Source organism: Calothrix sp. NIES-2098, assembly GCF_963875125.1.
In the GTDB taxonomy this organism is placed as follows: domain Bacteria; phylum Cyanobacteriota; class Cyanobacteriia; order Cyanobacteriales; family Nostocaceae; genus Aulosira.
The window spans coordinates 3,165,194-3,186,705 of the sequence record NZ_CAWNKJ010000001.1; the positions used below are offsets into that span (position 1 = coordinate 3,165,194).

A 21,512-nucleotide genomic window follows, 5' to 3' on the forward strand; every position below is an offset into this window, starting at 1 on the left:
TACTGCTGAGGAATGGGTAAATCAAATTATGTCTATTCCATTTTGATGTGTAGCGTTTATTAAGCGATCGCCTCATAATAAATCCTAATACCAATTAACGAAAACCTTAATCATAGGCGTTTGCTAAAGGTTTAATGGCTAAAGATAGTGATACTATTGACTTGCACTCCACAGGTGCAGACAACAACAGTTAAAGATGTAGAGTCAGTGAATCTGTTTGAGTTTGAAATAGTGACAGTGAATGCTCAGGGACAACGCATCAAACCCAGTCTTCAGGGACACGCTGAGTTTTTCACAGAAAGCCTGGGTAATGGCGTAGTGCTGGAAATGGTAGCAATTCCTGGTGGTACATTTCTCATGGGTTCCCCAGAGGATGAGCCAGAAAGAGTTAGCTCAGAAAGCCCACAGCACAACGTCACCATTCAACCGTTTTTTATGGGGAAATTTCCTGTCACCCAGAGCCAATGGCAAGCCGTGGCTGCTCTTGATAAAGTAAATATTGATTTAAATCCCGACCTATCCACATTTAAAGGCGCTAATAGACCTGTTGAATATGTTTTTTGGGATGATGCAGTTGAGTTTTGCGCTCGACTATCTAACAAGACAGGGAAAATCTATCGCTTACCTACTGAAGCAGAATGGGAATATGCTTGTCGTGCGGGAACGACTACACCGTTTTATTTTGGTGAAACCATTACGACTGATTTAGCCAATTATCGCGGAACAGACTGGAATTATCACAGAACATTCTACCCAGGCAATTACGCTCAAGGACCAAAGGGTGAATTTCCTGAGCAAACAACAGATGTTGGAAAATTTCCTGCCAACTCCTTTGGTTTATTTGATATGCATGGTAATGTTTGCGAATGGTGTCAAGATGAGTGGCACGAAAATTATAATGGAGCGCCAACAAACGGCAGTGCTTGGTTTGTTGGCGGTGATGATAAATACAGGTTGCTGCGTGGTGGTTCTTGGAGCAGCGTTCCCAGGAATTGTCGTTCGGCAGATCGCCTCTATCTCGCGCGTGTCGATTCGTATGACTTCGTGGGTCTTCGGGTTGTGGTGGTGCGGCGGAGGACTTAGTATCCCTTTACTCTTTGCTTATCTCTCAGAAGTTGATACTGCTGAGTAATGGGTAAATCAAATCATGTCTGTCCCATTTTGATGTGTAGCATTAATTAAGCGATCGCCTCATATAAATCCTAACAATCAACGACTTTAGAATCACAGCGACAAACGAAGTAGCGCTATAAATGCAGTCTTAACGACAAGCGCGACGGAAGTAAGGACAGCTTAAACTTTATTTACAAAATCATGCCGGGAGTAACGTCAAGCATGACGGAAGTAACGACGGCTTAAACTTTATTTACAAAACCACGACGGAAGTAACGACAGCTTAAATTTACTTTACAAAATCACGCCGTTAGTAACGTCAACTTCTGCATTCAAAGTATTAGCGGATGAAGTGGTGACGACAGATGTTTGCAGAAACCAACAGACGCTAACCTAATTTATGAATGTAGTGCGACTTCTGACAACAAACCGCTTTTTCCCTGCTTCTGTGCGATCTTAACGCTCAACCTTTCACTAGACACAATATAACGCTGTAGAGTTGATAAGTAACCACGCAAAATTAATTACAGTCATTGCGAGCGAAGCGAAGCAATCCCAGCCCTTGCGATTGCTTCATTTCGCTTCGCTACATTCGCAATGACATTGTGTAATTAATTATGTTTAACTACTTACAGTTTTCGCTTTAGCCTTCAGAGCAATATATTCTGATGAATTATGGGACAGAATGCAACTATAGATGCAAATTTCTTCTTAGTTTGTGGGCTGGGCAATCTGGGGCAGTATTGTGTATCTGTGCTGAAAGAATTTGGCGTCAAGGTAAATGCGATTGAAGTTGCAAATATTCCAAGATGGGAAGTCCCAGATTTACCCGATTTAGTAGACAAACTGGTAATTGGTGATTGTCGCCAACCCAAAATTTTAGAGCAGGCGGGAATTCGGCAGTGTCGGGCTATTTTGATTGTAACTAGTGATGAGCGAGTCAATATTGCCGCCGCATTTGCAGCGCGATCGCTTAATCCCCAAATTCGCTTAGTTATTCGGTCAGCACAGGAAAATCTCAATGAATTACTCAGTCACAACCTGGGTAATTTTGTCGCTTTTGAAGCTACGCAATTACCCGCCAAAAGCTTTGCCCTTGCAGCTTTAAGCAGTGAAACCAGAGGATTTTTTACTTTGGAAAATAGTTTGCTGCGAGTAGTGAGAGTAGAGGTAGATGTTTCCCACCGTTGGGCTACACGTTCCCAAATTCACGAAATGAATACTGCCCACCGACGAATTTTAGCTCATGCTAGAGCTGGAAATCCTCTACTAAAGTCATTCTATCAATGGGAACCTCACACTCAAATTTTAAGAGGAGACACTGTTGCTTATATTGAAGTAAGCGATCGCCTTACTAAGCGTACAGTACAACCTGTTAGCAGTCTGAGGCAATCCTGGGGCGCAAGGATTGCTGGGATGAGATGGCAAAATCTGCGACACCAGCTAAGTCAGTTTTGGCAAGATAGTAGCCAAACCCGTCGCGTAGCTTTAGTTGGCGGTATTTTTATGGTGAGTTGGTTCTTATGCGGGACTTTGCTGTACAAGCTGCAATATCCCAAAATCAGCTTCCAAGATGCGCTGAATGTCTCTTTAGTTTTAAGCATCGGCGGCTACGACAACTTATTTGGACAGCTACAGTTACCTTTCGAGATTCCTTGGTGGCTGCATTTATTCAGTATCAGTCAGACTGTAGCGGGTACAGTTTTTGTGGGTATTCTCTATGCAATTATGACTGAACGTGTCTTAGCTGCTAAATTCCAGTTTTCTCGGCGGCGTCTCCCAGTACCCAAAGCAGATCATATAGTAATAATTGGTTTAGGCAGAGTTGGTAAGCGTGTCGCCCAGCTATTGCAAGAACTTCAACAACCTTTGGTGGGCGTTCATGCGACTGAATTGGAAACAGATATACTCTCCACAATGCCATTAATTATTGGCAATATCAAAAATTCCCTCAGCCGAGTTAATCTTGCTACTGCTAAAAGCGTTGTTGTCGTCACCGATGATGAGGTAACTAATTTAGAAATTGCATTGATGACTCATGCTAGCAATCCTACAGCTAATTTGGTAATTCGCACCGTAGACCCGCGTTTTAGCGAAAATGTAGCTCGTCTGCTACCCTATGCTAGAGTTTTGGGCGTTTATGCTTTAGCTGCTGAAGCGTTTGTGGCGGCGGCGTTTGGTGAAAATGTTCTGAATCTATTTCGTCTCAACGGCCAAACTACACTAGTGACTGAATATCAAATTGAAGCTGACGATACCCTCAATGGCAAATTGCTGGCTGAAATTGCTTATGGTTATGGGATCGTGCCAATTCTCCATGCCAAAGCTAGCCAATCTAGTTCTAAGTTTATGCCATCTGATGATATCAAGTTGGCTGTAGGCGATCGCCTAGTAGTTTTAGCAACCATTGAAGGATTGCAACGAGTCGAACGGGGAGCGATCGCATCGCCGCAATTACTTGTGCGAGTTGAATCTGCGCTGACATCAGAAGCAGCTTTTGAAGGAGCAGCCGTAATTTCACGGATTTCTGGTTGTGATATGCATCTAGCCAGAACACTGATGAGTCAACTGCCAGGAACTTTACAGTATCCACTCTACAAGCACCAAGCTCATCGTTTGGTGAGCGAATTGAGTAAATCGCAGGTGCAAGCTTACATAGTTTAGCTAATGAAGTTTAATAGGTGTAAGCCCAGCCCAATCGCACCGCCTGCTAGTACTAACCAGGCAGAATTGATTTTGAATCGAAATACTGCGATCGCGCTCAAAATTGCCACGATAATTGTTAACCAATCTACCAAGGCGGCTCGTCCCAAGGTGTAGGTGACACCTGCCATTAATCCCAAAGAAGCTGCATTTACACCATCGAGAAAGCCGCTAGCCCAAGGCGATTGACGCAACTTAGGAACCCAAGGGTTAACTACCCACACCAATACAAAAGCTGGTAAGAAGATTCCAATTGTACCTGCGATCGCTCCGGCATTTCCAGCTAATAGATACCCAATAAATGTAGCAGTCGTAAAAACCGGGCCTGGTGTAAACTGTCCAATCGCCACCGCATCTAACAGCTGTTGTGAGGTTAGCCAATGGTTGCGTTCGACTAAATCCCGTTGCAGAAATGCTAGCAATACATAACCGCTACCATAAAGAACACAGCCAATCTTGAGAAAGAAGAGAAACACGCTCACCCAACTGACTGATGTAACTGCTGCGGCTGTAGTACCAACCTGTGCCAAAATACCCGAAAAAGGTAGGAGCAATGCACCGTTTGTCTGTCCTCTAGCTTGCCAATTCTTCACCAACATCACGGCAATACCTAGGAGAATCAGTAGCAAAATTTCATTCAATCCGGCAAAGTAGGCCGCGATCGCCACTACTCCTGCAACGATTGTTGGTATATCTTTGGCTGCTTTCTTACCCAGATTCCACACCGCTTGCAGCACGATCGCAATAATCACAGGCTTGATACCGTAAAGCAACCATCCTACCTGGGGAACTGTTTGGTAGCGTGCATAAATAGCAGCTAACATCCAAACAATCACCATCGCAGGCAAAATAAAGCAACTTCCCGCAATTAGTAAGCCACGCCATCCGCCTCGCTCATAACCAATGTGAATGGCTAATTCTGTAGAGTTGGGGCCAGGAATCAAATTCGTAATTCCCAGCAGATCCAGCAGCTTCTCCCGACTCATCCACTGACGATTATTCACCACCTCATTATCCATCATGGCGATGTGGGCAGCAGGGCCACCAAAGGCGATCGCTCCCAGTCGCAAAAATACCTTCGCCAGTTCCATTAATCGCTGCTGCTGTTGGTTGGGAGTGAGAGCGTTATAAGAAGCAGCTTCCGGTTCTTTTTGGATATCCTCAGCTTCCTGCGTCACTGCGATGCTCCTGATTTTGTCATATCCTTGACAGAACCACTATATCGGAATCCGATAACGAAATTCTATATTATGAAGCACAGCGTATCACTGCTCCTCGAACAATTCGCCAAATAATTCCCGCACCTTTTGTTTGGCATCCTCTAACATCATTTTTCCCAAATCAGTAGCCTGGTAGAGTCGTCGGTTCTGCCGCCCCACTCGCTCTTCAACAGAGTAGAGATATCCCTTGCGTTCCATATCGTGTAACATCGGGTAAAGCGTGCCAGCACTGAGTTTGTAGCCGTGACGTGCCAGTTCTTCAATAATACCTAGCCCAAAAATTGGCTCCCGAACTGCATGATGCAGAATGTGAAGCCGAATCAAACTAGAGTAGAACTCTCGACCATCCATCAGGCGGCAACATTAAGTGAAGATTTTATTTTCACTTATATTGAGTATCAAAATCCCACTTCTGTCTGTGTGTTTGTGTTGCTGTGGTTCCGATTTTTCACCACAAAGATACAAAGTCTTTTATGGAGGATTTTTATTGATTCAAGAGCGATCGCTCTCTCCATACTCATCCTACTTGTACAATTGAGTATGAAACACCAAAGCTTTTAGGCGCAAAGCTTGTGAATTTTTTTATTGGATGTGCAGTTTGGGCATATAAAGGATGGGTGGGCGAACTCTATCCCCAAGGAACTCGCACAGCTGAGTTTCTTTCCCTTTACAGTCGGCGCTTTACGACTGTTGAGGGTAATACCACTTTCTACGCCATCCCGAATCAGGAAACTGTCACTCGTTGGGCAACAGAAACGCCCCCAGGTTTTGAATTTTGCCTGAAATTGCCGCGAGATATCACCCACCAAGGTTTGTTGCAACCTTATATTCCCGCCGCTTTAACGTTTTTAGAGGGAATGCGTCCTTTAGGCAGGCGTCTTGGCCCCATATTTGCCCAATTACCACCAAGTTACGCACCTACACTAATAGAAGATTTGGCTTCATTTCTGGAAGCTTGGCCGCACGCAGTCGCACCTCTGGCTTTAGAAGTTCGCCATCAGGATTGGTTTAAAGAACCTCATGCGAGTAAGTTGACAGCGCTGTTAGAGAAGCTGAATGTGGGCAGAGTTTTGTTAGATTCGCGCCCTATCTATAGTGGAGATGACGATCCGCAGCTAAATTCAGAACGACGCAAACCTAAATTACCAGTGCAATTTAGCGTCACAGCACCTTTTAGCTTGATTCGGTTTATCTCTCATCCTAATTTATCTGTGAATCAGCCTTTTATGGAAGAGTGGGTAACGCAGATTCAGCAGTGGTTACAGGCGGGAGTGCGAATTTATTTCTTTGTACATTGTCCGATGGAAGAGCGATCGCCCAACACCGCCCGTTACTTCCAAAAATTACTAGAACAGCGTGGCGTCGAAGTTCCGCCTCTACCTTGGAATAACCTCGATCGTCCACCCAACCAGCTGAGTTTATGGTAAGCGTGCTGATTTATTTGACATTTAAACCTATCGATGCTGTTCTCAAAAGCTAAATATGCATTAGCTTAAGTGAGGATAAATATTACCATTAAAATTGACAATTTTGATTTCCAATTTACAAACGAGCGTTATATTTTAGTTATCTAATTCAGGATTTTTTGACTTTTGCAATATATCGAATACTTACTAATTGTTAACAGAGCGATAATTGCGATCGCATACTTTTCTAATATGCCTCTAGGTTTTTTATTCTTCTGAAGACAAGGGGGGATAGCCCTCTTTGCACCAGGTTAATTTGGAGATATATATTCTAATAGTAACTAACAGCAATATATCGCTCGTTAGGCTAGAGAGCATTGAGGCAAAAACTCGGAGAGCAGTTACACCAAAGGAGGTTGAGATGAGTCGTCTTCTTTATGAAAGCTCAGTATCATATAAAGGATATCTCATCATTCCATTTGTTTTTGGCAAAGCCGATAATTACGAAATTTATTCATACAAATTATTGGCAGAGATTGGTGATAAAAGCAAATTTCACAAAACAGAAAATCCAGCGGGAATCTATGGCAGTACCATCAGTAATATCATTGATATTGCCAAAGAACATATCGATCAAAAATCAGACTTTGTTAGCTACAGCGATAGCTTTAAATCTCGGTATATTTACCGCCACAATTTGATTATTGTCAGCCAACAGGAGGGTAAATATTTTTACGACCATTACCCACCAGAACTTTTGAATAATATTGCCGCACCGAAATTATTCAAATCAGAATATGAATGCTTGAGTTGGATTAGACAAGGGCTAAATGGGCAATATACAAGACTGAGAACCAGATAAAAACCTACTAGTTTTTGGACATAGGGAATTATTAACTCTTCCCTATGCCCTATTTCTAGGACAGATGGTAGCACTTCGATTTTCGAGTATTCAATTGCTATTTTGCGTACTACAGTTGCTCTTTCTGAGGCTACACTTGCCATTTCGGATACTACATTTGCTATTTCCGACTACTCAATTGCTATTTTGGAGTACTCGATTGCCATTTCGGAGTCATCAATTGCCATTTTGGAGGCATCAACTGCTATTTCGGAGTACTCAATTGCTATTTCGGCAAGCACAATTGCTATTATCCCTTCTTCCTTCTGTCCTCTGCCTGATTTTCAAGTTAGCTATTTACGCTTTGGTGTGGAACCAAGCATGACAAAATCGCAGATATTACTGATATATCCCATTAATTTTGCGTAGAGAATAAATTCGTAGTCAGGCCTAGCTTACGGGAAGGCTGCGCGAACAGTTCTGTAATGTTGAAGCACTGAAGTGCTGATTACAAAAATTGTTCAGCTCCCCGACTTTTTCAAAAAGTCGGGGAGCTATTCTTAATAATTTGTTTGGCGAACTACTACCTTTGATCGCTAATTGGTAGAAAACCCTTAATCTGATAGTGAGTTAACAAATTTATCTTTCACCAGATCTCGCAAAGACAAACCGCTTGTCCCGATGGGTGAATTTACAAACACTACTAGTTCCATGTCATTCGGGAGGAAGTAAGCAACACTTTGCTCAGTTCTGCCATTACTCCGCCACAAACCATTTTTGTTGTAAATTCTACCTACTGAAGTATTGATAACTTGATCTATACCAAAGTAATTGTCGAGCATATATTGTGCTTTTTGGGCAGAAATAATAGTGTTTCTGCGCCGTACATGGTTCATCACATTCAGCAGTTCTCTAGTTGATAATCTCCAAGCTGCACCACCTGCAACCGAAGCTAAATCACCAGAATCCCATCCTTCCTGATTATTATGTGGAAATTGGTAAGCTAATGCATTTTTAGTGCTGGAGATAGGCTTGAAGTCAACGTTGCTCACACCAGCAGGCGTAAATACATTGGCTTGCATATAGTTTTTATAGTAGGAAAGAGTTACTAGATCCCAAACTTGGTCTTGGCTGATGGGGAAAGGTACAGGAAAGTTGGCATCTTTGCTAACGTTACCATTGATGATAGGAATCAGAATCCGGCACAAACCAAAGTTCATATTCTCATAATCATACGAACCGACATTTGTAACTCCGGCTGCAACTTTACTTTTCATAAAAGTATAATCAGAGGCAGAACTACCTGTAGTAAAGCCAGATGTATGTGTTAGTAAATGCCGAAAGGTTATCTTGTCGATATTATTGCCTTTACTCCAGTAAGTCGGTAGATAATTAATAATTTTAGTATCGTAAGAAATTTGCTTTTCATCTAGCAGTTTAACTAAACCAACCGCAGTCAGAAACTTACTAACACTGGCAACGTGCATTCGTGTATTTTCAGTCCAACCTTGACCTTTATCGGCAGGAGTTTGCGCCCAATTCCAAATCAAATTATAAATCAGGTTGCCGTTTTGGCGAAGTTGCAGCATATAGCCAGTTACAGAGTCTTTTAAAGTATTATGCATAGCCTTACCAAAGGCATCTACATTCAACTTAGGAGGGTTCGTAAATTCTCTATTGAGCAGTTGAACTTTATAGCTTTCTTCTTTAGGCTCATTTACCTCCTCTATTTCTATATTCTCTAAATGCTCTGGAGCAATAACGTGTGCTGCTATTTCCTCTTCTGTGAGTTCAGCAGGAATATTAGTATTTATCATAGGTAGTTTCTCCTGGGATTAAATGATTCAAGTCTAGTAATTTAAAGGCAAAATTATCATTCTAGAATTTAGGAATAAATTGCTAACAATAGAACTTAAGCAATTATTCAAAAGCTACAGAACGTTTAACGTTAATGATGCTGACAATAAAAAAATAACTTCCTTGAAAGTAGTTTTATTGTTTGCCTGTGCGTTGCCTCTGTATTTATTAATCACTGTGCTCTAGATTAATTACGCAAAATAACATTCAGTTCTGAAAAATTCTTGAATTTGAATGTTTTGCGATCGGGTAAAGCCTAGTCTCAATGATTAAAATGAAAACTAGCTATGTCTACGACGGGCTACACCTACGCACATCAGTACCTAGCCTTCAAAACTTTCCAGAAACCACTACTTATTAGGTACAGTTCTCCACACAGTCATTGAGTTTGGTGTAAGGCACAATAATAAGTGGGTCTGCAAATGGTATGCTCAGATCCACCTTATAGAAGAAGCAAATATATTTGGCAAACCGCTTTGGAGAAACAAACCAAAGCGGTTTATTGTTTAGTCTGAATTCTGCCCTAATTAATTATCCTTTCACTCAGATTGCATATTTTTACTTTACAGGAGTTATCAAAACAAAATTTGGGAATAATCTCCACAGTGGAGAAATTGCATCTCCCGCATTTGCTATGAGAGAACCACAAGCACAAGGAAAGCATCATGAAGCACGGTAAGAAACCACCTCGTCAAAATTCTTCCACTTCTTGGAAATGGTTAGCACGAGGTTTACGACGCGGCGCAGATGAATTAGTGAAGTGGAGCGAACAACAAATCGAAAATGAAAAGCGAGAGGTTGCTAACGCTCAATTTCCTTGGCTAGCAATAGCTGGATTATTGATTATTTATCTGCTTACAGGTGCTTTACTCAGGCTAGCTGTAAGTATATGGGGTTGGGGCTGGATGTTGTGGATTTTAGCAATTGGGTTATCCCTATTACTGAACGCTACAGCACTTGCAGAGTGGACATTTATAGATGATTTCATAGCAGATAGCTTTTTCCTAAGTCTGATTGTAGGATCGCTGTGGGATGCGATCGCTCTGCCTTGGCATAAAACTACTGAAGGTCTTAATGCTATCTTTCGATGTTGGATTTTTAGCGCTTTCCAAAGCAACTGGCTATCAGATATCTTACGACAACTTGTGCCACTATACTGCTTTATTATGCTAGTTCTTATAGAAGGGCTAGGACTTTGCTTAGGATATCAATTGGCTAAGTTTTAACTTAAGCTTTCACGAGTATATTAACAAAAGTATTATTAGATTTAATGCATATTAAAAATAAAGCCCAAGCTTGTACCCAAGACTGCACCAAATATAATTGATAGAAAATATATGCCAGCTTTGCGCCAGTTATATTCACTAGTGAACATGGCACGAAAAGCTGTGATATAACCAATTAAAAATAATACTAAATAGAATCCCAGCATTATCAGATCGAAAATACTGCCGCTTGAATAGCTGGATGTATTTCCTGATTCTGAAGATAATGTATCAAAAATATATGCTAAGGAAAGTCCTGCAAAAGGTAAAAGAATTAAGCCTGAGACAGCGGTAGAAATTACTGTCCATTGAACCCCTTTTTGCCAAGCGATTAAGAAAGTACCAGTGGTAAAAGCTAGGAACAAAAATATTAATGTCGATCGCTTGATTGGATGTTGCTCAGTTGAGAATCTTTTGTTGTTGAGCTTCATAGTTGCATTGGTTTTTTAATAACACCTTTGCTGGAAAAGAGCAAAAAACCCCTGATGGCAGGGGAGTATCAACTCTAGGAGGTCATATTACACATATCTATCACGCGATAGTTTACAGATTATGCAAAATGGGGGAAAAATCTTGCCCCTACTGTGCGATAATTCTCACGCGAACTGCTATCTACCTCCTGCGTTTTCATTCAGGCTTTCTCGCCACAATAGTACGATGGCGCGGATCGCTAGCTACGGTAACTGGTTGAGCAAAACCTACAGCCTGCAATGTGGCTTCAATATCAAAAGTGTAGTAGTCATCGCTCCAAGGTTCGGTGCTTTTCATCAATGTAAATAGAACAGGTGGCAAGTTTTGGATTACTGAGGATTTTGGGTTATTATCTACCAGTGCGATCGCTCCACCAGGTCGCAGCAATCGCAAAGCTTCAGCGAAAATTGCTTTACTGGCATAGCCTGGAAGTTCGTGAGTGATAAACTGGAGTGTCACCAAATCGAAGGAGTTATCTGGTAATTTTGTATCTTCAGCTTGCGCGTGAATCCATTGTGATATCTCACCTTTGACATCGCGATCGCGTGCAACAGCGAGCATGTATGGTGATAAATCAAGACCCACTGTACGTACAGGATGACTCTGCTTTTGTTGATAGTAACGGTGCAGCGCTAAAGTGGAAACACCGACTGAGCAACCGATATCGAGAATATCCCGAACTTCCTGCGGCCCGTAGGTAGCGAGAACTTGATGAAAGCTGCCTCTTAACCGCGTATGAGCAGCTTCCCAAGTCAAATTTTCTTTTGGCCAAACCCGCAACGCCATTGCGTAAGTAGCTGACTCTGTTTCAAAAGCCGCATCCCAGCAAAGATTACCCTCAGAGTAGGCGTGGAAAGGTACTTTATAATAGTCAGGATACACAACATCAGGGTTAGTCACTTGTACTAACTGCTGTGTCACCCCCGATGATTTGAGCGCCTCATAGTTTTTGCGCCAGGGAACGCCGTTTTTCTCAGCAGTTTTGATGAGTACTTGCCTGGCTTGGTGTTTCATCAAGTTGTAGATCGGTTTAGTCTGGATCAGGAGATTGACGAACTTGGAGAGCGTATCTTCTCCGGCCCAGTCTGGTTTTAGCTTGTTGTTCATCGGCTTGCAAAAATAGAGGCAAGATAACTAAGTAGATAGGTGGAAACCAACATAATTATCAGGGTTATCAGTTGCTTGTTGTTATGAAATCAAACTGAGTTACCTGAATGCTAAAGGCGATCTCTAGCAATTATATTGATTTATGCCTATACACTTATATATAGTTTAAGTTTTAGAGGGGACAAAAAATCCCTGAATGCGAATGTACAGTACAACCTTTCGCCTTGCCTATACGGTAAACTAGGGTTTATGTTTCCTAGTTTTTTACCTACAGCAGTTGGGCAACTGAAAGAACCCGCCGCGATCGCACTCGCTCAGAGTATTCAATCTCAGGCGATCGCAACTCCCCTAACTAATCAACCGATCGCTACAACCTATGTACGTCAAGGTAGTGGTGGTACACCGATTTTATTAATTCATGGCTTTGATAGTTCTGTATTAGAATTTCGGCGTCTTCTACCGCTGTTGGCAGGAGATAATGAAACTTGGGCAGTAGATTTGTTGGGTTTTGGTTTTACAGATAGATCTGCCGAAATTGACTATAGCCCAACCGCAATTAAAACTCATCTTTATTATTTTTGGAAAACTCTCATTAACCAACCTGTAATTTTGGTAGGTGCGTCGATGGGTGGTGCCGCAGCGATTGATTTTACACTCACCTATCCAGAGGTAGTGGAAAAACTAGTGTTAATGGATAGTGCGGGTTTGAGGGGAGGTTCGCCTTTAAGTAAATTTATGTTTCCCCCTTTGGATTACTTAGCTACAGAGTTCTTACGTAATCCCAAAGTTCGCGATCGCATTTCCCGCGCTGCTTATAAAAGCCAACAACTTATCGCTAACGATGCTGTAGATTGTGCAGCATTACACCTGCAAATGCCAAATTGGGGTAAAGCCGCGATCGCGTTTACTAAAAGTGGTGGTTATCGAGCTTTTAGATTTAAAAAATTAGCCCAAATTCTGCAACCAACGCTGATTTTGTGGGGTGATAGCGATAAAATTTTGGGTACTAAAGATGCTCCCAGATTTAAACGAGCAATTCCCCACAGTAAACTCATCTGGATTAAAGATTGCGGTCATATTCCACATTTAGAACAACCACAAATTACCGCCCAGCATATTTTAGAATTTTGCAGCGAACCAAATATAAATTGAGATATTGGCACAAACACTAATTACAAAGTTCAGATTTACATACTAGAGGAAAAACGAAGCTGTTTACGGCGATCGCATTTCCTAAGCCACACCATATCCTGTATACGGACGCTTATATGGCGGATGTAACCCCAAAACAATATCCTCCTTAGCTATACCCATCTCTACTAATTCTTGTGCAATATCAACGTCTGTCATATTGCGTTGAATCCAAATCTTGCCATTTTTGATGTCCAAATGCATGACACAGTTGTAAACTCGCTTCATGCCATCCCATCCAACTTCTAAAAGCTGATAATGGTCATGTTCTGTATCAACAATCAGCTGAGATTCAATATCTAAATTGCTAGTCTCACAATCGGCGTGAGACTTTAAAAGTTTTTCAATGCTTTGGCGATACTGTTCTATTCTTGCCATTCAACAATTACCTCCTGAAGCGAATCGTAGAACAATTAACTGCTACGACTAAAAAACACCGCCGCAATCACAATTAAACCTAAAAGTACCAAAGGAAACCAGAGATTAGGTAGATCGGATAAACTCATACGCAGCCATTATCAGGGATAATTCCTTTTATACAGCAACCAGCCTGCACGGAGAACTGATGATGACATCTCCAGATACAGTGATTTGGCTACAAGAACGCACGCCTTTAGGAATTCTCTCGCCTGCGGTGTTAGAGGCGATCGCTCAAGTAATGGAACTACAAGTTGTACCAGAAAGTAGCACCCTAGTAAGCGAAGGTACTCAGCCAGAAGCACTTTACATAGTCCAAGATGGACACTTAGAAAGCGAAACTAGCAAAACCAACTCAGCTTTACCGCGTGGGTTCCTTCCGGGAGAAGTCATTAACCTCCAAGAATTACTCTTAGATGAGTTAACGCCATTTACGATCGCCACTCTTAACGAGTGTCATTTATGGGTTATACCAGCTGAAAAATTTCGCAGTTTAGCGACTCAATACTCAGAAATTAATCAGGCTTTTTCGCGGCTATTGGCGCAGGAATTAGCTGAGGTGACATCTGCTTTAAGCTACCAACAAGAACGTGCTTTAGCCTTGCGTCCGTATTTAGTGACTAAGGCGCAACGGGGAATTGTGGGTACAAGTCGCTATGCAGTGCGTCTGCGGGAGCAAATTCGCGAAGCCGCAAGCGATCGCCAATCAGTAGACATCTTTGGCGAACCAGGTTTAGAAAAAGATAATATCGCGGCTTTAATTCACTTTAGTTCCCCCAAGCGACGAGAACCAATTATTAAAATCAATTGCGGGATTCTCCAAACCAGTGGTGCAGATTTATTTGGTCGGGCTGGCGGTAAACCCGGACTTTTAGAATGGTTAGGGGAAGGGACTTTAGTTCTGAATAATATCCAAGAATTGCCCCCAGAGTTATTACCAGAGGTAGCGCAGCTAGTTCAAACAGATACATACACTCCTGTAACTCGCCCTGGAGAACCAAAAGCTGAACCTCGTATAAGTAAAGCCAGGATTTTAATTGTTTCAGAAAAAGCTCAATCGCTGATCGAACGCTGCGTTGGTCATGTAATTAAAGTACCACCGCTAAGGGTACGCAAGGCGGATATTAACGCACAGGTGGAATATTACACCAGTCTCTACAGTCGCGCGCGCGGGCTAGCGAAACCGCATATTACCCCAGAAGCTTTGCGTCGCTTGCAAGCTTACGATTTCCCTGGCAATCTTAAGGAATTGAAGAACTTGGTAGAACGAGCGATCGTTCAGGTGGGAGAGGGAAAAGAATTAACAGAAGAAATTTTTTGGTCGGCGGAACCGAAGAAAAAGCAATTTCGCGTGAATTTATTAAATGCGTATCCGCGATTGCGGCGGTTTTTGCGTAGCGACTGGTGGCCCGATCGCATTAATTATGGTTTTACCTTTGCAGCTTTTGCCTTTTTGGTAGGTGTGTTATTTATCGGCCCCCAAACACGCGATCGCAATTTCGCTTTAAATTTATTTTGGGCTTGGTGGTGGCCGTTCTTTCTCTTTCTCTTTCCTTTTTTAGGACGTATCTGGTGTTCAGTCTGCCCCTTTATGATTTACGGTGAAATTACGCAGAAGTTATCTCTGTGGTTGTTTCCCAGACAACTCAAACGCTGGCCGCGAGAGAAAGCCGAGAAATGGGGCGGCTGGTTTTTATTTGGGCTATTTACCCTGATCTTCTTATGGGAAGAATTGTGGCACTTAGAAAACACAGCTTACCTCTCCGCTTGCTTGCTGTTATTAATTACCGCTGGGGCGATGATTTTCTCTGCAATTTTTGAACGGCGGTTTTGGTGTCGTTATCTCTGTCCCATCGGCGGCATGAATGGTTTATTTGCCAAACTCTCGATGACAGAACTGCGCGCCCAGCAAGGAATCTGTTCGGCAACTTGCACAACTTATCAATGCTACAAAGGCGGGCCGCAAAAAGGCGAAGGGATGGAAACTAACGGGTGTCCTTTATACTCGCACCCAGCCCAGTTAGAAGATAACAGAGATTGTGTTTTGTGCATGACTTGCCTCAAAGCTTGTCCCCATCGTTCCGTCGAGTTTAACTTGCGTCCGCCAGGAATTGAACTGTGGACAACTCACGTACCCCGCAGCTATGAAGTTGCACTGTTATTTTTACTTTTGGGTGGTGTATATCTGCATCGTTTACCAGAATTGCAAGCTTGGTTAGGACTAAACTTAGATTTAACTGTTTTTTGGCAACATTTAGGATTATCCCTGCTAGCTTTGCTCATCCCAGTTGCAATTCCTTTTGTTGCATACGGCTTAATGCAACTATGGAATTTTGGTCGTAAACCCAAAAGATTTATTGAACTTGCTTACGGCTACCTACCATTAGTATTAGGAGCTAACTTAGCTCATTATCTGCGTTTAGGGTTAGGCGAAGGAGGAAAAATATTACCTGTGGCTTTTGCTACCTTTGGGTTGCATAGCGAACAGTTACCTATACTAGTAGCGCATCCAGCCGTAATCGCCTTTTTGCAAGGTAGCACCCTGATTTTTTCCCTACTATTAACAATAGTGTTAACGCAAAAAATTGCACGGCAACCTTTTAAGGTGATGCTTTGGCAACATTTAGCCGCGATCGCTTTAACTGTTAGTATGTGGGTAATTATTGTGTTGTAAACCAGGTTTCTAAATCCGCGATCGCCTGAAAATCCAGTAATGCTTCACCGAGATTTTCTAATTGTTCTAAGGTGAGAGATTCAACGCGCTCTAGCATCTCTTGGGGTAATTCTCCCACGCGACGAGTGAGTTGACGCAAAACGAGCAATTTTCCTTCTGCTAGCCGTCCTTGTTCCCGTCCGCGTTGTTCGCCCCTTTGTTCGCCGCGTTGTTCGCCTTCAGCAAGGATTTCTTGATAAATCACTGACTCGCGCATCATACCCTCCCGAAACAATTGTCTAATCAAGTCCCGATCGTATTTTAACCCCGCTAAGATTTCGGTATAAGCTGAAATTTCTGGTCGTTGTCTCGGCTCCAGTTGATTAACTTTGGCTACAACTTGTTGCAATAATGCTTGGGGTTGTGTTGTTGCTGCCAGTGGTGCTAATGGTAACAAAGCTTCGTCATTGAGAAATAGTTCGGGATTTTCCTCCCACATGGAAATCACCCGATATTCATGACGAGTATTTTCGACAATAAAGGTATTTTCAATCACCGTTCCTGGTGCGGGGGGAAGCAATAAGACAACAACTTGCGTGATTGGGAGACGATACAACCGATACAAGCGTACCCAATAATCAAGCATCCGCAGGGGTAGGGGTGGTGTAGATTCGAGTTTGGTTTGAAATTCCAGGTGGAGAATGCGTCCTTCTAGCTGTAAGAATGTGACATAATCAGCGCGAATCGGTTCAATGCTCAATTCAGTTTTCAGGACTTTGGCAGAATTTTGCGGTGTGCCTAACACCCAACTGGCAAAACGTTCTGGATATTTTTCGGACAGCAGTTTACAGAGGTTATCAAAGGACATTGACAATAGAAAACAAGTGAACAGGCATTTTTATTATCTCGTGCAGCGGTTTGATATTATTTCCGCCTAAATATAGCGGTTCTCGTTTGGATGCACTACACCATAGGGCACAAGCATTGCTCATTGGTGTCAACTTAACGTGAAACCCGCTTTGTGCAAAGGTTTTGCCCTCACCCCCAGCCCCTCTCCCTGAGGGAGAGGGGAGCAAGAGATTCAATTTCCCTTCTCCTGGGGGAGAAGGGGTGAGGGGATGAGGGCGAGAGTTTTTGTACAACACTCGCCGTATATAGCTTTTAGCTTAAGTTGACACGTATGAGCATTGCTGTGCCCCTACGAACGATCTGTGTTCTAAGCAATTGAGAACCGCTATATTTATAAGTCTCGCCTCTGTGCAAAAATCGGAAAATCCTCTTTCCCCCTGCGATCTTCACGATCAGTCTATTATGAGCCAGGGAGCTTGGTATCATATCTCTCAGCCGATATTTTTAAGTTCCTGTAGATTTTTGTAGTGTGTTATGCGGGAGCCTAACGCACCAACTACGTATAGTGTAAGGATTATAAATAATGCAAGTTCTCAAAAGATCTCTCAAACCACAAATATACATATCCTTTCTGTATATTTACGAAACTACTTGGGGAACTACTGGTGATATTTGTTTAATACGTGAGTCTGTAGCAAAGGAAAGTAGAACAAAATTTGTCGGGCGCAAAATCAAACTAGCGCTGCCAAAAGGGCTGGAGCGCGATCGCTTGGCAAACTGTCCCATAATTAAAGTTGCAGGTAATGTTGGCGACGGACATCCTAAAGAACACCCTTCCGAATGGGAGGCTTATGAAGGTGTAGATAAAGAACTAGCTATGGCAGTTCTCAAACCTTGGGGCTTCAAGTTAATTGAACAGTAATTTGGCGATTCGATCTGCTCAACTCGCTGGAGTCTAGCCCATTACGTTAGTGCAGCTTTAGCGAGTATTTGAGCGTCATTACAAATTAGCTTCTACCATGCCTAAGCACCTACACCAGATTAAAAAGCGATCGCCCTTCTTTCTCTTCCCCTTTACCCTGCTGTTGACACTCCTGCTGTGTTTACCTTGGGTGAGTGCGAAAGAACAACCCAAGCCTAAGCCAGAAGCATGGCAAATTAACGGCATAGTCGCCGCCCTTGATGATGGACATAACGGAGTAAAGAAACTCGCTTTTTATACATTCAATGAATACGATCTAAAAAATTTGCAATTGGTGGTTCAGAAACCAGAGGATATTGCTCTGAAAGCTGCCAAAATCCTCAAGGATAAATCCGTTGAATCTGATGTTCGTGCCAGTGCAGCATCGGCATTGGGAAATCTGGGGGAGGTAGCCAAACCCCACATCAAAGATATCCTTGACATCCTCAAGGATGAAACCGTTGACTCAAATGTTCGTTACGATGTGGCATCGGCATTGGAAAATCTGGGGGAGGTAGCCAAACCCCACATCAAAGATATCCTTGACATCCTCAAGGATAAAACCGTTGACTCAAATGTTCGTTACGGTGTAGCAGTGGCATTGGGAAATCTGGGAGAGGTAGCCAAACCCTACATCAAAGACATCGTTGACATCCTCAAGGATAAAACCGTTGACTCAAATGTTCGTTACGGTGTGGCAGTGGCATTGGAAAATCTGGGGGAGGTAGCCAAACCCTACATCAAAGACATCGTTGACATCCTCAAGGATAAAACCGTTGACTCAAATGTTCGTTCCAGTGCAGCAGAGGCATTGGGAAATATGGGAGAGGCGGCCAAACCCTACGTCAAAGACATCCTCGACTTCCTCAAGGATAAAACCGTTGACCCATATGTTCGTTACAGTGCAGCAGAGGCATTAGGAAATCTGGGGGAGACTGCCAAACCCTACATCAAAGACATCGTTGACATCCTCAAGGATAAAACCATTGACTCAAATGTTCGTTCCGGTGCAGCACAGGGATTGGGAAATCTAGGGGATGTAGCCAAACCCTACATCAAAGACATCGCTGACATCCTCAAGGATAAAACCGTTGACTCAAATGTTCGTTCCGGTGCAGCACAGGGATTGGGAAATCTGGGGGAGACTGCCAAACCCTACGTCAAAGATATCGCTGACATCCTCAAGGATAAAACCATTGACAAAGAAGTTCGTAGAGGTGCAGCATTGGCATTGGTAAATCTGGGGGAGACTGCCAAACCCTACGTCAAAGATATCCTCAACTTTCTCAAGGATAAAACCGTTGATTTAAGTGTTAGTTACAGTGCAGCAGAGGCATTGGGCAATCTGGGAGAGCTTGCCAAACCCTACGTCAAAGATATCCTCGACATCCTCAAGGATAAAACCGTTGACAATAATGTTCGTAGAGTTGCAACAGTGGCATTGGTAAATCTGGGGGAGACTGCCAAACCCTACGTCAAAGACATCCTCGACTTCCTCAAGGATAAAACCGTTGACAATAATGTTCGTAGAGGTGCAGCAGAGGCATTGGGAAGAATAGAACAACTCAACCTGGATAGTATTGTTGTAATTCTGGATAGCATCTATTACGCAGGTCAATCAGAATTTGAGCAGTGGCGATTTTTAACATATTTCCTGGGGGGCGGCACTGATGAAGTCAAAACCCTGCTCGCATGGTTGGGTTTTCCTAACACTAAAACGATTCCTGCTAAATTAACCCACGCCCAAGCCGATAAAACTCTCAAAATCTTTGCCCAAGTCTGGGAACCTAGCCAAAATTTTCCACGATTACGGGAAGACTTAGCGAAGCAAATTGCGGTAGTCGCCAGAAAAGTAACTTGGCAACCCCAAGATATTGTAATTTTAGAAATTCACTATAACAACCTGAAAAAAGCTGGATACAACGAAGCTGATTCCCTACAATCTGTAATAGTTAATCTCAAAGGTTGGCAGTGGTTTTTCAACGCCAGAACTACTATATTAATTCACGCTGCCTTTTGGCTTGCCCTCATCTTCGCTTATCCCAAATTTCCTCAAGTCCAAGCCATCTTCTTCTGGAACCCTTGGGTAAGGCGCATTCTCGGTGTTGGCTATGTCGGTTTTCTCCTCACCTGGTTTCCTCCCTTCCGCCGCAAGTTATTTGAACCGTTCCAGCCTTCCCTACTCGCCGATGCTGGGTTAGATAATTTTAACCCCCAAGCTTACTTCCCAGAATCGAAAGTCAAACTTCCCAATATCGAGGAACCCGTAGCCATTACCCAGGTACTACCCAATATCAACGGGCAAATTGTCCTCGAAGGCGATTCCGGCTTGGGTAAATCGATGTTTCTCCGCCATTTGGTGAAAACCTCTCCGCGCCTTGTGGTTTATCTCCCCGCACGCAAGTGTGACAAGGGGGTAATTGAAGCGATTCAAGCCAAGCTGCACGGACAAGCACAAGATGCTGATTTTCTCAAGAACTTGATTTACAGTGGTGCTTTAGATATCTGCATTGACGGACTCAACGAAGTTACCGCCGACACCAGGGCAAAAATCACCCAATTTGTCGAAAGCTACTTCCGGGGTAATATCATCATGACTACCCAGCCGCTTGAGTGGACACCACCCTCAACAGCGAAGATATATAAATTACAACCCCTTGAGCAATCCCAAATTCAGCAATTCTTGATTTCCCGTCAGCCACGCCTGCCCAAAGAGGCCAAAATTCAAGGTAAGGATTACGAGCAAGCCTGCGCTGATTATTTAACTCAAACTCTCAACAACCAGCCATCAGCAGAAGAGTTAGCCGCAGTTAACAGAATTCTCTCTAACCCAATGGATTTAACTGTTGTAGCGTTGATGCTATCCCAAGGCGAGTACCCCGATTTATTCCACCTGCAACAACAGCAATATAATTTGATGGCTAGCGAATATCGGCAAGAGTGGAAACAGGAATTCCCCCTCAAGAAATTCTCACAAGCTGTATATGATATGCGGCTAAATGATGAACAAGCGCTACCGGGAGATGAATTTTACCAAGTCTTACAGTCTTTAGAAGACGAGAAATATAAAATGGTCGTCAGCCGTCAATGGCAAAACGAAGAAGGCGCAGCTAAGAAAGAATGGTATTTCCGCCACGACAAAATTATGGAATTCTTTTTAGCGCAGAACTTTCTCGGTGAGAATGAAGAAGCAGAAAAACGTCTCATCGATCGCATGGGCGACCCGCGCTTTCGCGGTGTATACTTTTTGCTAGCAACGCTACTGCCCTTAGATGCTGCTAAAGAATTACGGGAGAAAATCATTCAATACGCCGCCGATACCAAAGACCATACCGTGAGTGATACCTTCGTGCAATTATTACGCCCAAGATCGCAGGGGAATTGAAGCGAGGATAGGGACACTGGGAGAAGACGCAGAGACGCGGAGATGGGGAAACGCGGAGATAATGAGGTATCTT

The 21,512-nt window shown here is 43.0% G+C and carries 18 protein-coding genes; 11 read left to right on the forward strand and 7 right to left on the reverse strand.

Going from position 1 to position 21,512, the window contains the following annotated elements; translation table 11 throughout:
* The first annotated feature begins 156 nt into the window (after positions 1-156).
* Positions 157-1,083, forward strand: a complete 927-nt coding sequence (locus tag AACU33_RS13255; protein WP_445291755.1) for a formylglycine-generating enzyme family protein — start codon at positions 157-159, stop codon at positions 1,081-1,083.
* 705 nt (positions 1,084-1,788) lie between these two features.
* Complete coding sequence (locus AACU33_RS13260; RefSeq protein ID WP_096589087.1) at positions 1,789-3,777, forward strand: NAD-binding protein; 1,989 nt, start codon at positions 1,789-1,791, stop codon at positions 3,775-3,777.
* On the opposite strand, the gene AACU33_RS13265 is transcribed toward AACU33_RS13260, so the two are convergent.
* Complete coding sequence (locus AACU33_RS13265) at positions 3,774-4,994, reverse strand: chromate transporter (RefSeq protein WP_096589089.1); 1,221 nt, start codon at positions 4,992-4,994, stop codon at positions 3,774-3,776. The genes AACU33_RS13260 and AACU33_RS13265 overlap by 4 nt on opposite strands.
* 87 nt (positions 4,995-5,081) lie before the next feature.
* Positions 5,082-5,387, reverse strand: a complete 306-nt coding sequence (locus AACU33_RS13270; protein WP_096589091.1) for a PadR family transcriptional regulator — start codon at positions 5,385-5,387, stop codon at positions 5,082-5,084.
* 221 nt (positions 5,388-5,608) lie between these two features.
* Between AACU33_RS13270 and AACU33_RS13275 the strand changes: the two genes are divergently transcribed.
* The 3 genes from AACU33_RS13275 (at position 5,609) to AACU33_RS13285 (ending at position 7,712) form a co-directional block, all read left to right on the forward strand.
* Complete coding sequence (locus AACU33_RS13275) at positions 5,609-6,463, forward strand: DUF72 domain-containing protein (RefSeq protein ID WP_096589093.1); 855 nt, start codon at positions 5,609-5,611, stop codon at positions 6,461-6,463.
* A 400-nt stretch (positions 6,464-6,863) separates the two neighbouring features.
* Positions 6,864-7,304: a hypothetical protein gene (locus AACU33_RS13280; protein ID WP_096589095.1), complete on the forward strand. Its 441-nt coding sequence runs from the start codon at positions 6,864-6,866 to the stop codon at positions 7,302-7,304.
* Between the two features lie 102 nt (positions 7,305-7,406).
* Entirely contained in the window at positions 7,407-7,712 is a 306-nt protein-coding gene (locus AACU33_RS13285) for a hypothetical protein (protein WP_096589097.1), read from the forward strand.
* Positions 7,713-7,897: 185 nt separating this feature from the next.
* Here AACU33_RS13285 and AACU33_RS13290 read toward each other — a convergent pair whose 3' ends face one another.
* Positions 7,898-9,100, reverse strand: coding sequence for a serine hydrolase domain-containing protein (locus AACU33_RS13290; protein WP_096589099.1), 1,203 nt, complete (start codon positions 9,098-9,100; stop codon positions 7,898-7,900).
* Positions 9,101-9,603: 503 nt separating this feature from the next.
* On the opposite strand from AACU33_RS13290, the gene AACU33_RS13295 reads away from it, so the two are divergent.
* Positions 9,604-9,819 carry a hypothetical protein gene (locus AACU33_RS13295; protein ID WP_096589101.1) on the forward strand — a complete coding sequence of 72 codons (216 nt, stop codon included), beginning with the start codon at positions 9,604-9,606 and terminating at the stop codon, positions 9,817-9,819.
* Positions 9,806-10,366, forward strand: a complete 561-nt coding sequence (locus AACU33_RS13300) for a hypothetical protein (RefSeq protein WP_096589103.1) — start codon at positions 9,806-9,808, stop codon at positions 10,364-10,366. Before AACU33_RS13295 ends, AACU33_RS13300 begins: the two co-directional genes overlap by 14 nt.
* Before the next feature lie 41 nt (positions 10,367-10,407).
* Here the strand turns inward: AACU33_RS13300 and AACU33_RS13305 are convergent, their stop codons facing one another.
* Positions 10,408-10,836 (reverse strand): hypothetical protein, encoded by a 429-nt coding sequence (locus AACU33_RS13305; protein ID WP_096589105.1) that lies wholly within the window; start codon positions 10,834-10,836, stop codon positions 10,408-10,410.
* A gap of 196 nt (positions 10,837-11,032) precedes the next feature.
* Positions 11,033-11,983 carry a class I SAM-dependent methyltransferase gene (locus AACU33_RS13310; RefSeq protein ID WP_096589107.1) on the reverse strand — a complete coding sequence of 317 codons (951 nt, stop codon included), beginning with the start codon at positions 11,981-11,983 and terminating at the stop codon, positions 11,033-11,035.
* A 249-nt stretch (positions 11,984-12,232) separates the two neighbouring features.
* On the opposite strand from AACU33_RS13310, the gene AACU33_RS13315 reads away from it, so the two are divergent.
* Entirely contained in the window at positions 12,233-13,135 is a 903-nt protein-coding gene (locus tag AACU33_RS13315; protein ID WP_096589109.1) for an alpha/beta fold hydrolase, read from the forward strand.
* Between the two features lie 81 nt (positions 13,136-13,216).
* Here AACU33_RS13315 and AACU33_RS13320 read toward each other — a convergent pair whose 3' ends face one another.
* Positions 13,217-13,552 (reverse strand): XisI protein, encoded by a 336-nt coding sequence (locus AACU33_RS13320; RefSeq protein ID WP_096589111.1) that lies wholly within the window; start codon positions 13,550-13,552, stop codon positions 13,217-13,219.
* Positions 13,553-13,742: 190 nt separating this feature from the next.
* Here AACU33_RS13320 and AACU33_RS13325 point away from each other — a divergent pair, with 190 nt between their 5' ends.
* Positions 13,743-16,265 (forward strand): sigma 54-interacting transcriptional regulator, encoded by a 2,523-nt coding sequence (locus AACU33_RS13325; RefSeq protein ID WP_096589113.1) that lies wholly within the window; start codon positions 13,743-13,745, stop codon positions 16,263-16,265.
* Here the strand turns inward: AACU33_RS13325 and AACU33_RS13330 are convergent.
* Positions 16,252-17,112, reverse strand: a complete 861-nt coding sequence (locus AACU33_RS13330; protein ID WP_096589115.1) for a DUF4351 domain-containing protein — start codon at positions 17,110-17,112, stop codon at positions 16,252-16,254. The two genes, AACU33_RS13325 and AACU33_RS13330, sit on opposite strands and share 14 nt — an antisense overlap.
* A 564-nt stretch (positions 17,113-17,676) precedes the next feature.
* Here AACU33_RS13330 and AACU33_RS13335 point away from each other — a divergent pair.
* Together AACU33_RS13335 and AACU33_RS13340 are read left to right on the forward strand one after the other, a co-directional pair.
* Positions 17,677-18,015, forward strand: a complete 339-nt coding sequence (locus tag AACU33_RS13335) for a hypothetical protein (protein ID WP_096589119.1) — start codon at positions 17,677-17,679, stop codon at positions 18,013-18,015.
* Between the two features lie 97 nt (positions 18,016-18,112).
* Complete coding sequence (locus AACU33_RS13340) at positions 18,113-21,439, forward strand: HEAT repeat domain-containing protein (protein WP_096589121.1); 3,327 nt, start codon at positions 18,113-18,115, stop codon at positions 21,437-21,439.
* Positions 21,440-21,512 lie beyond the last annotated feature (73 nt).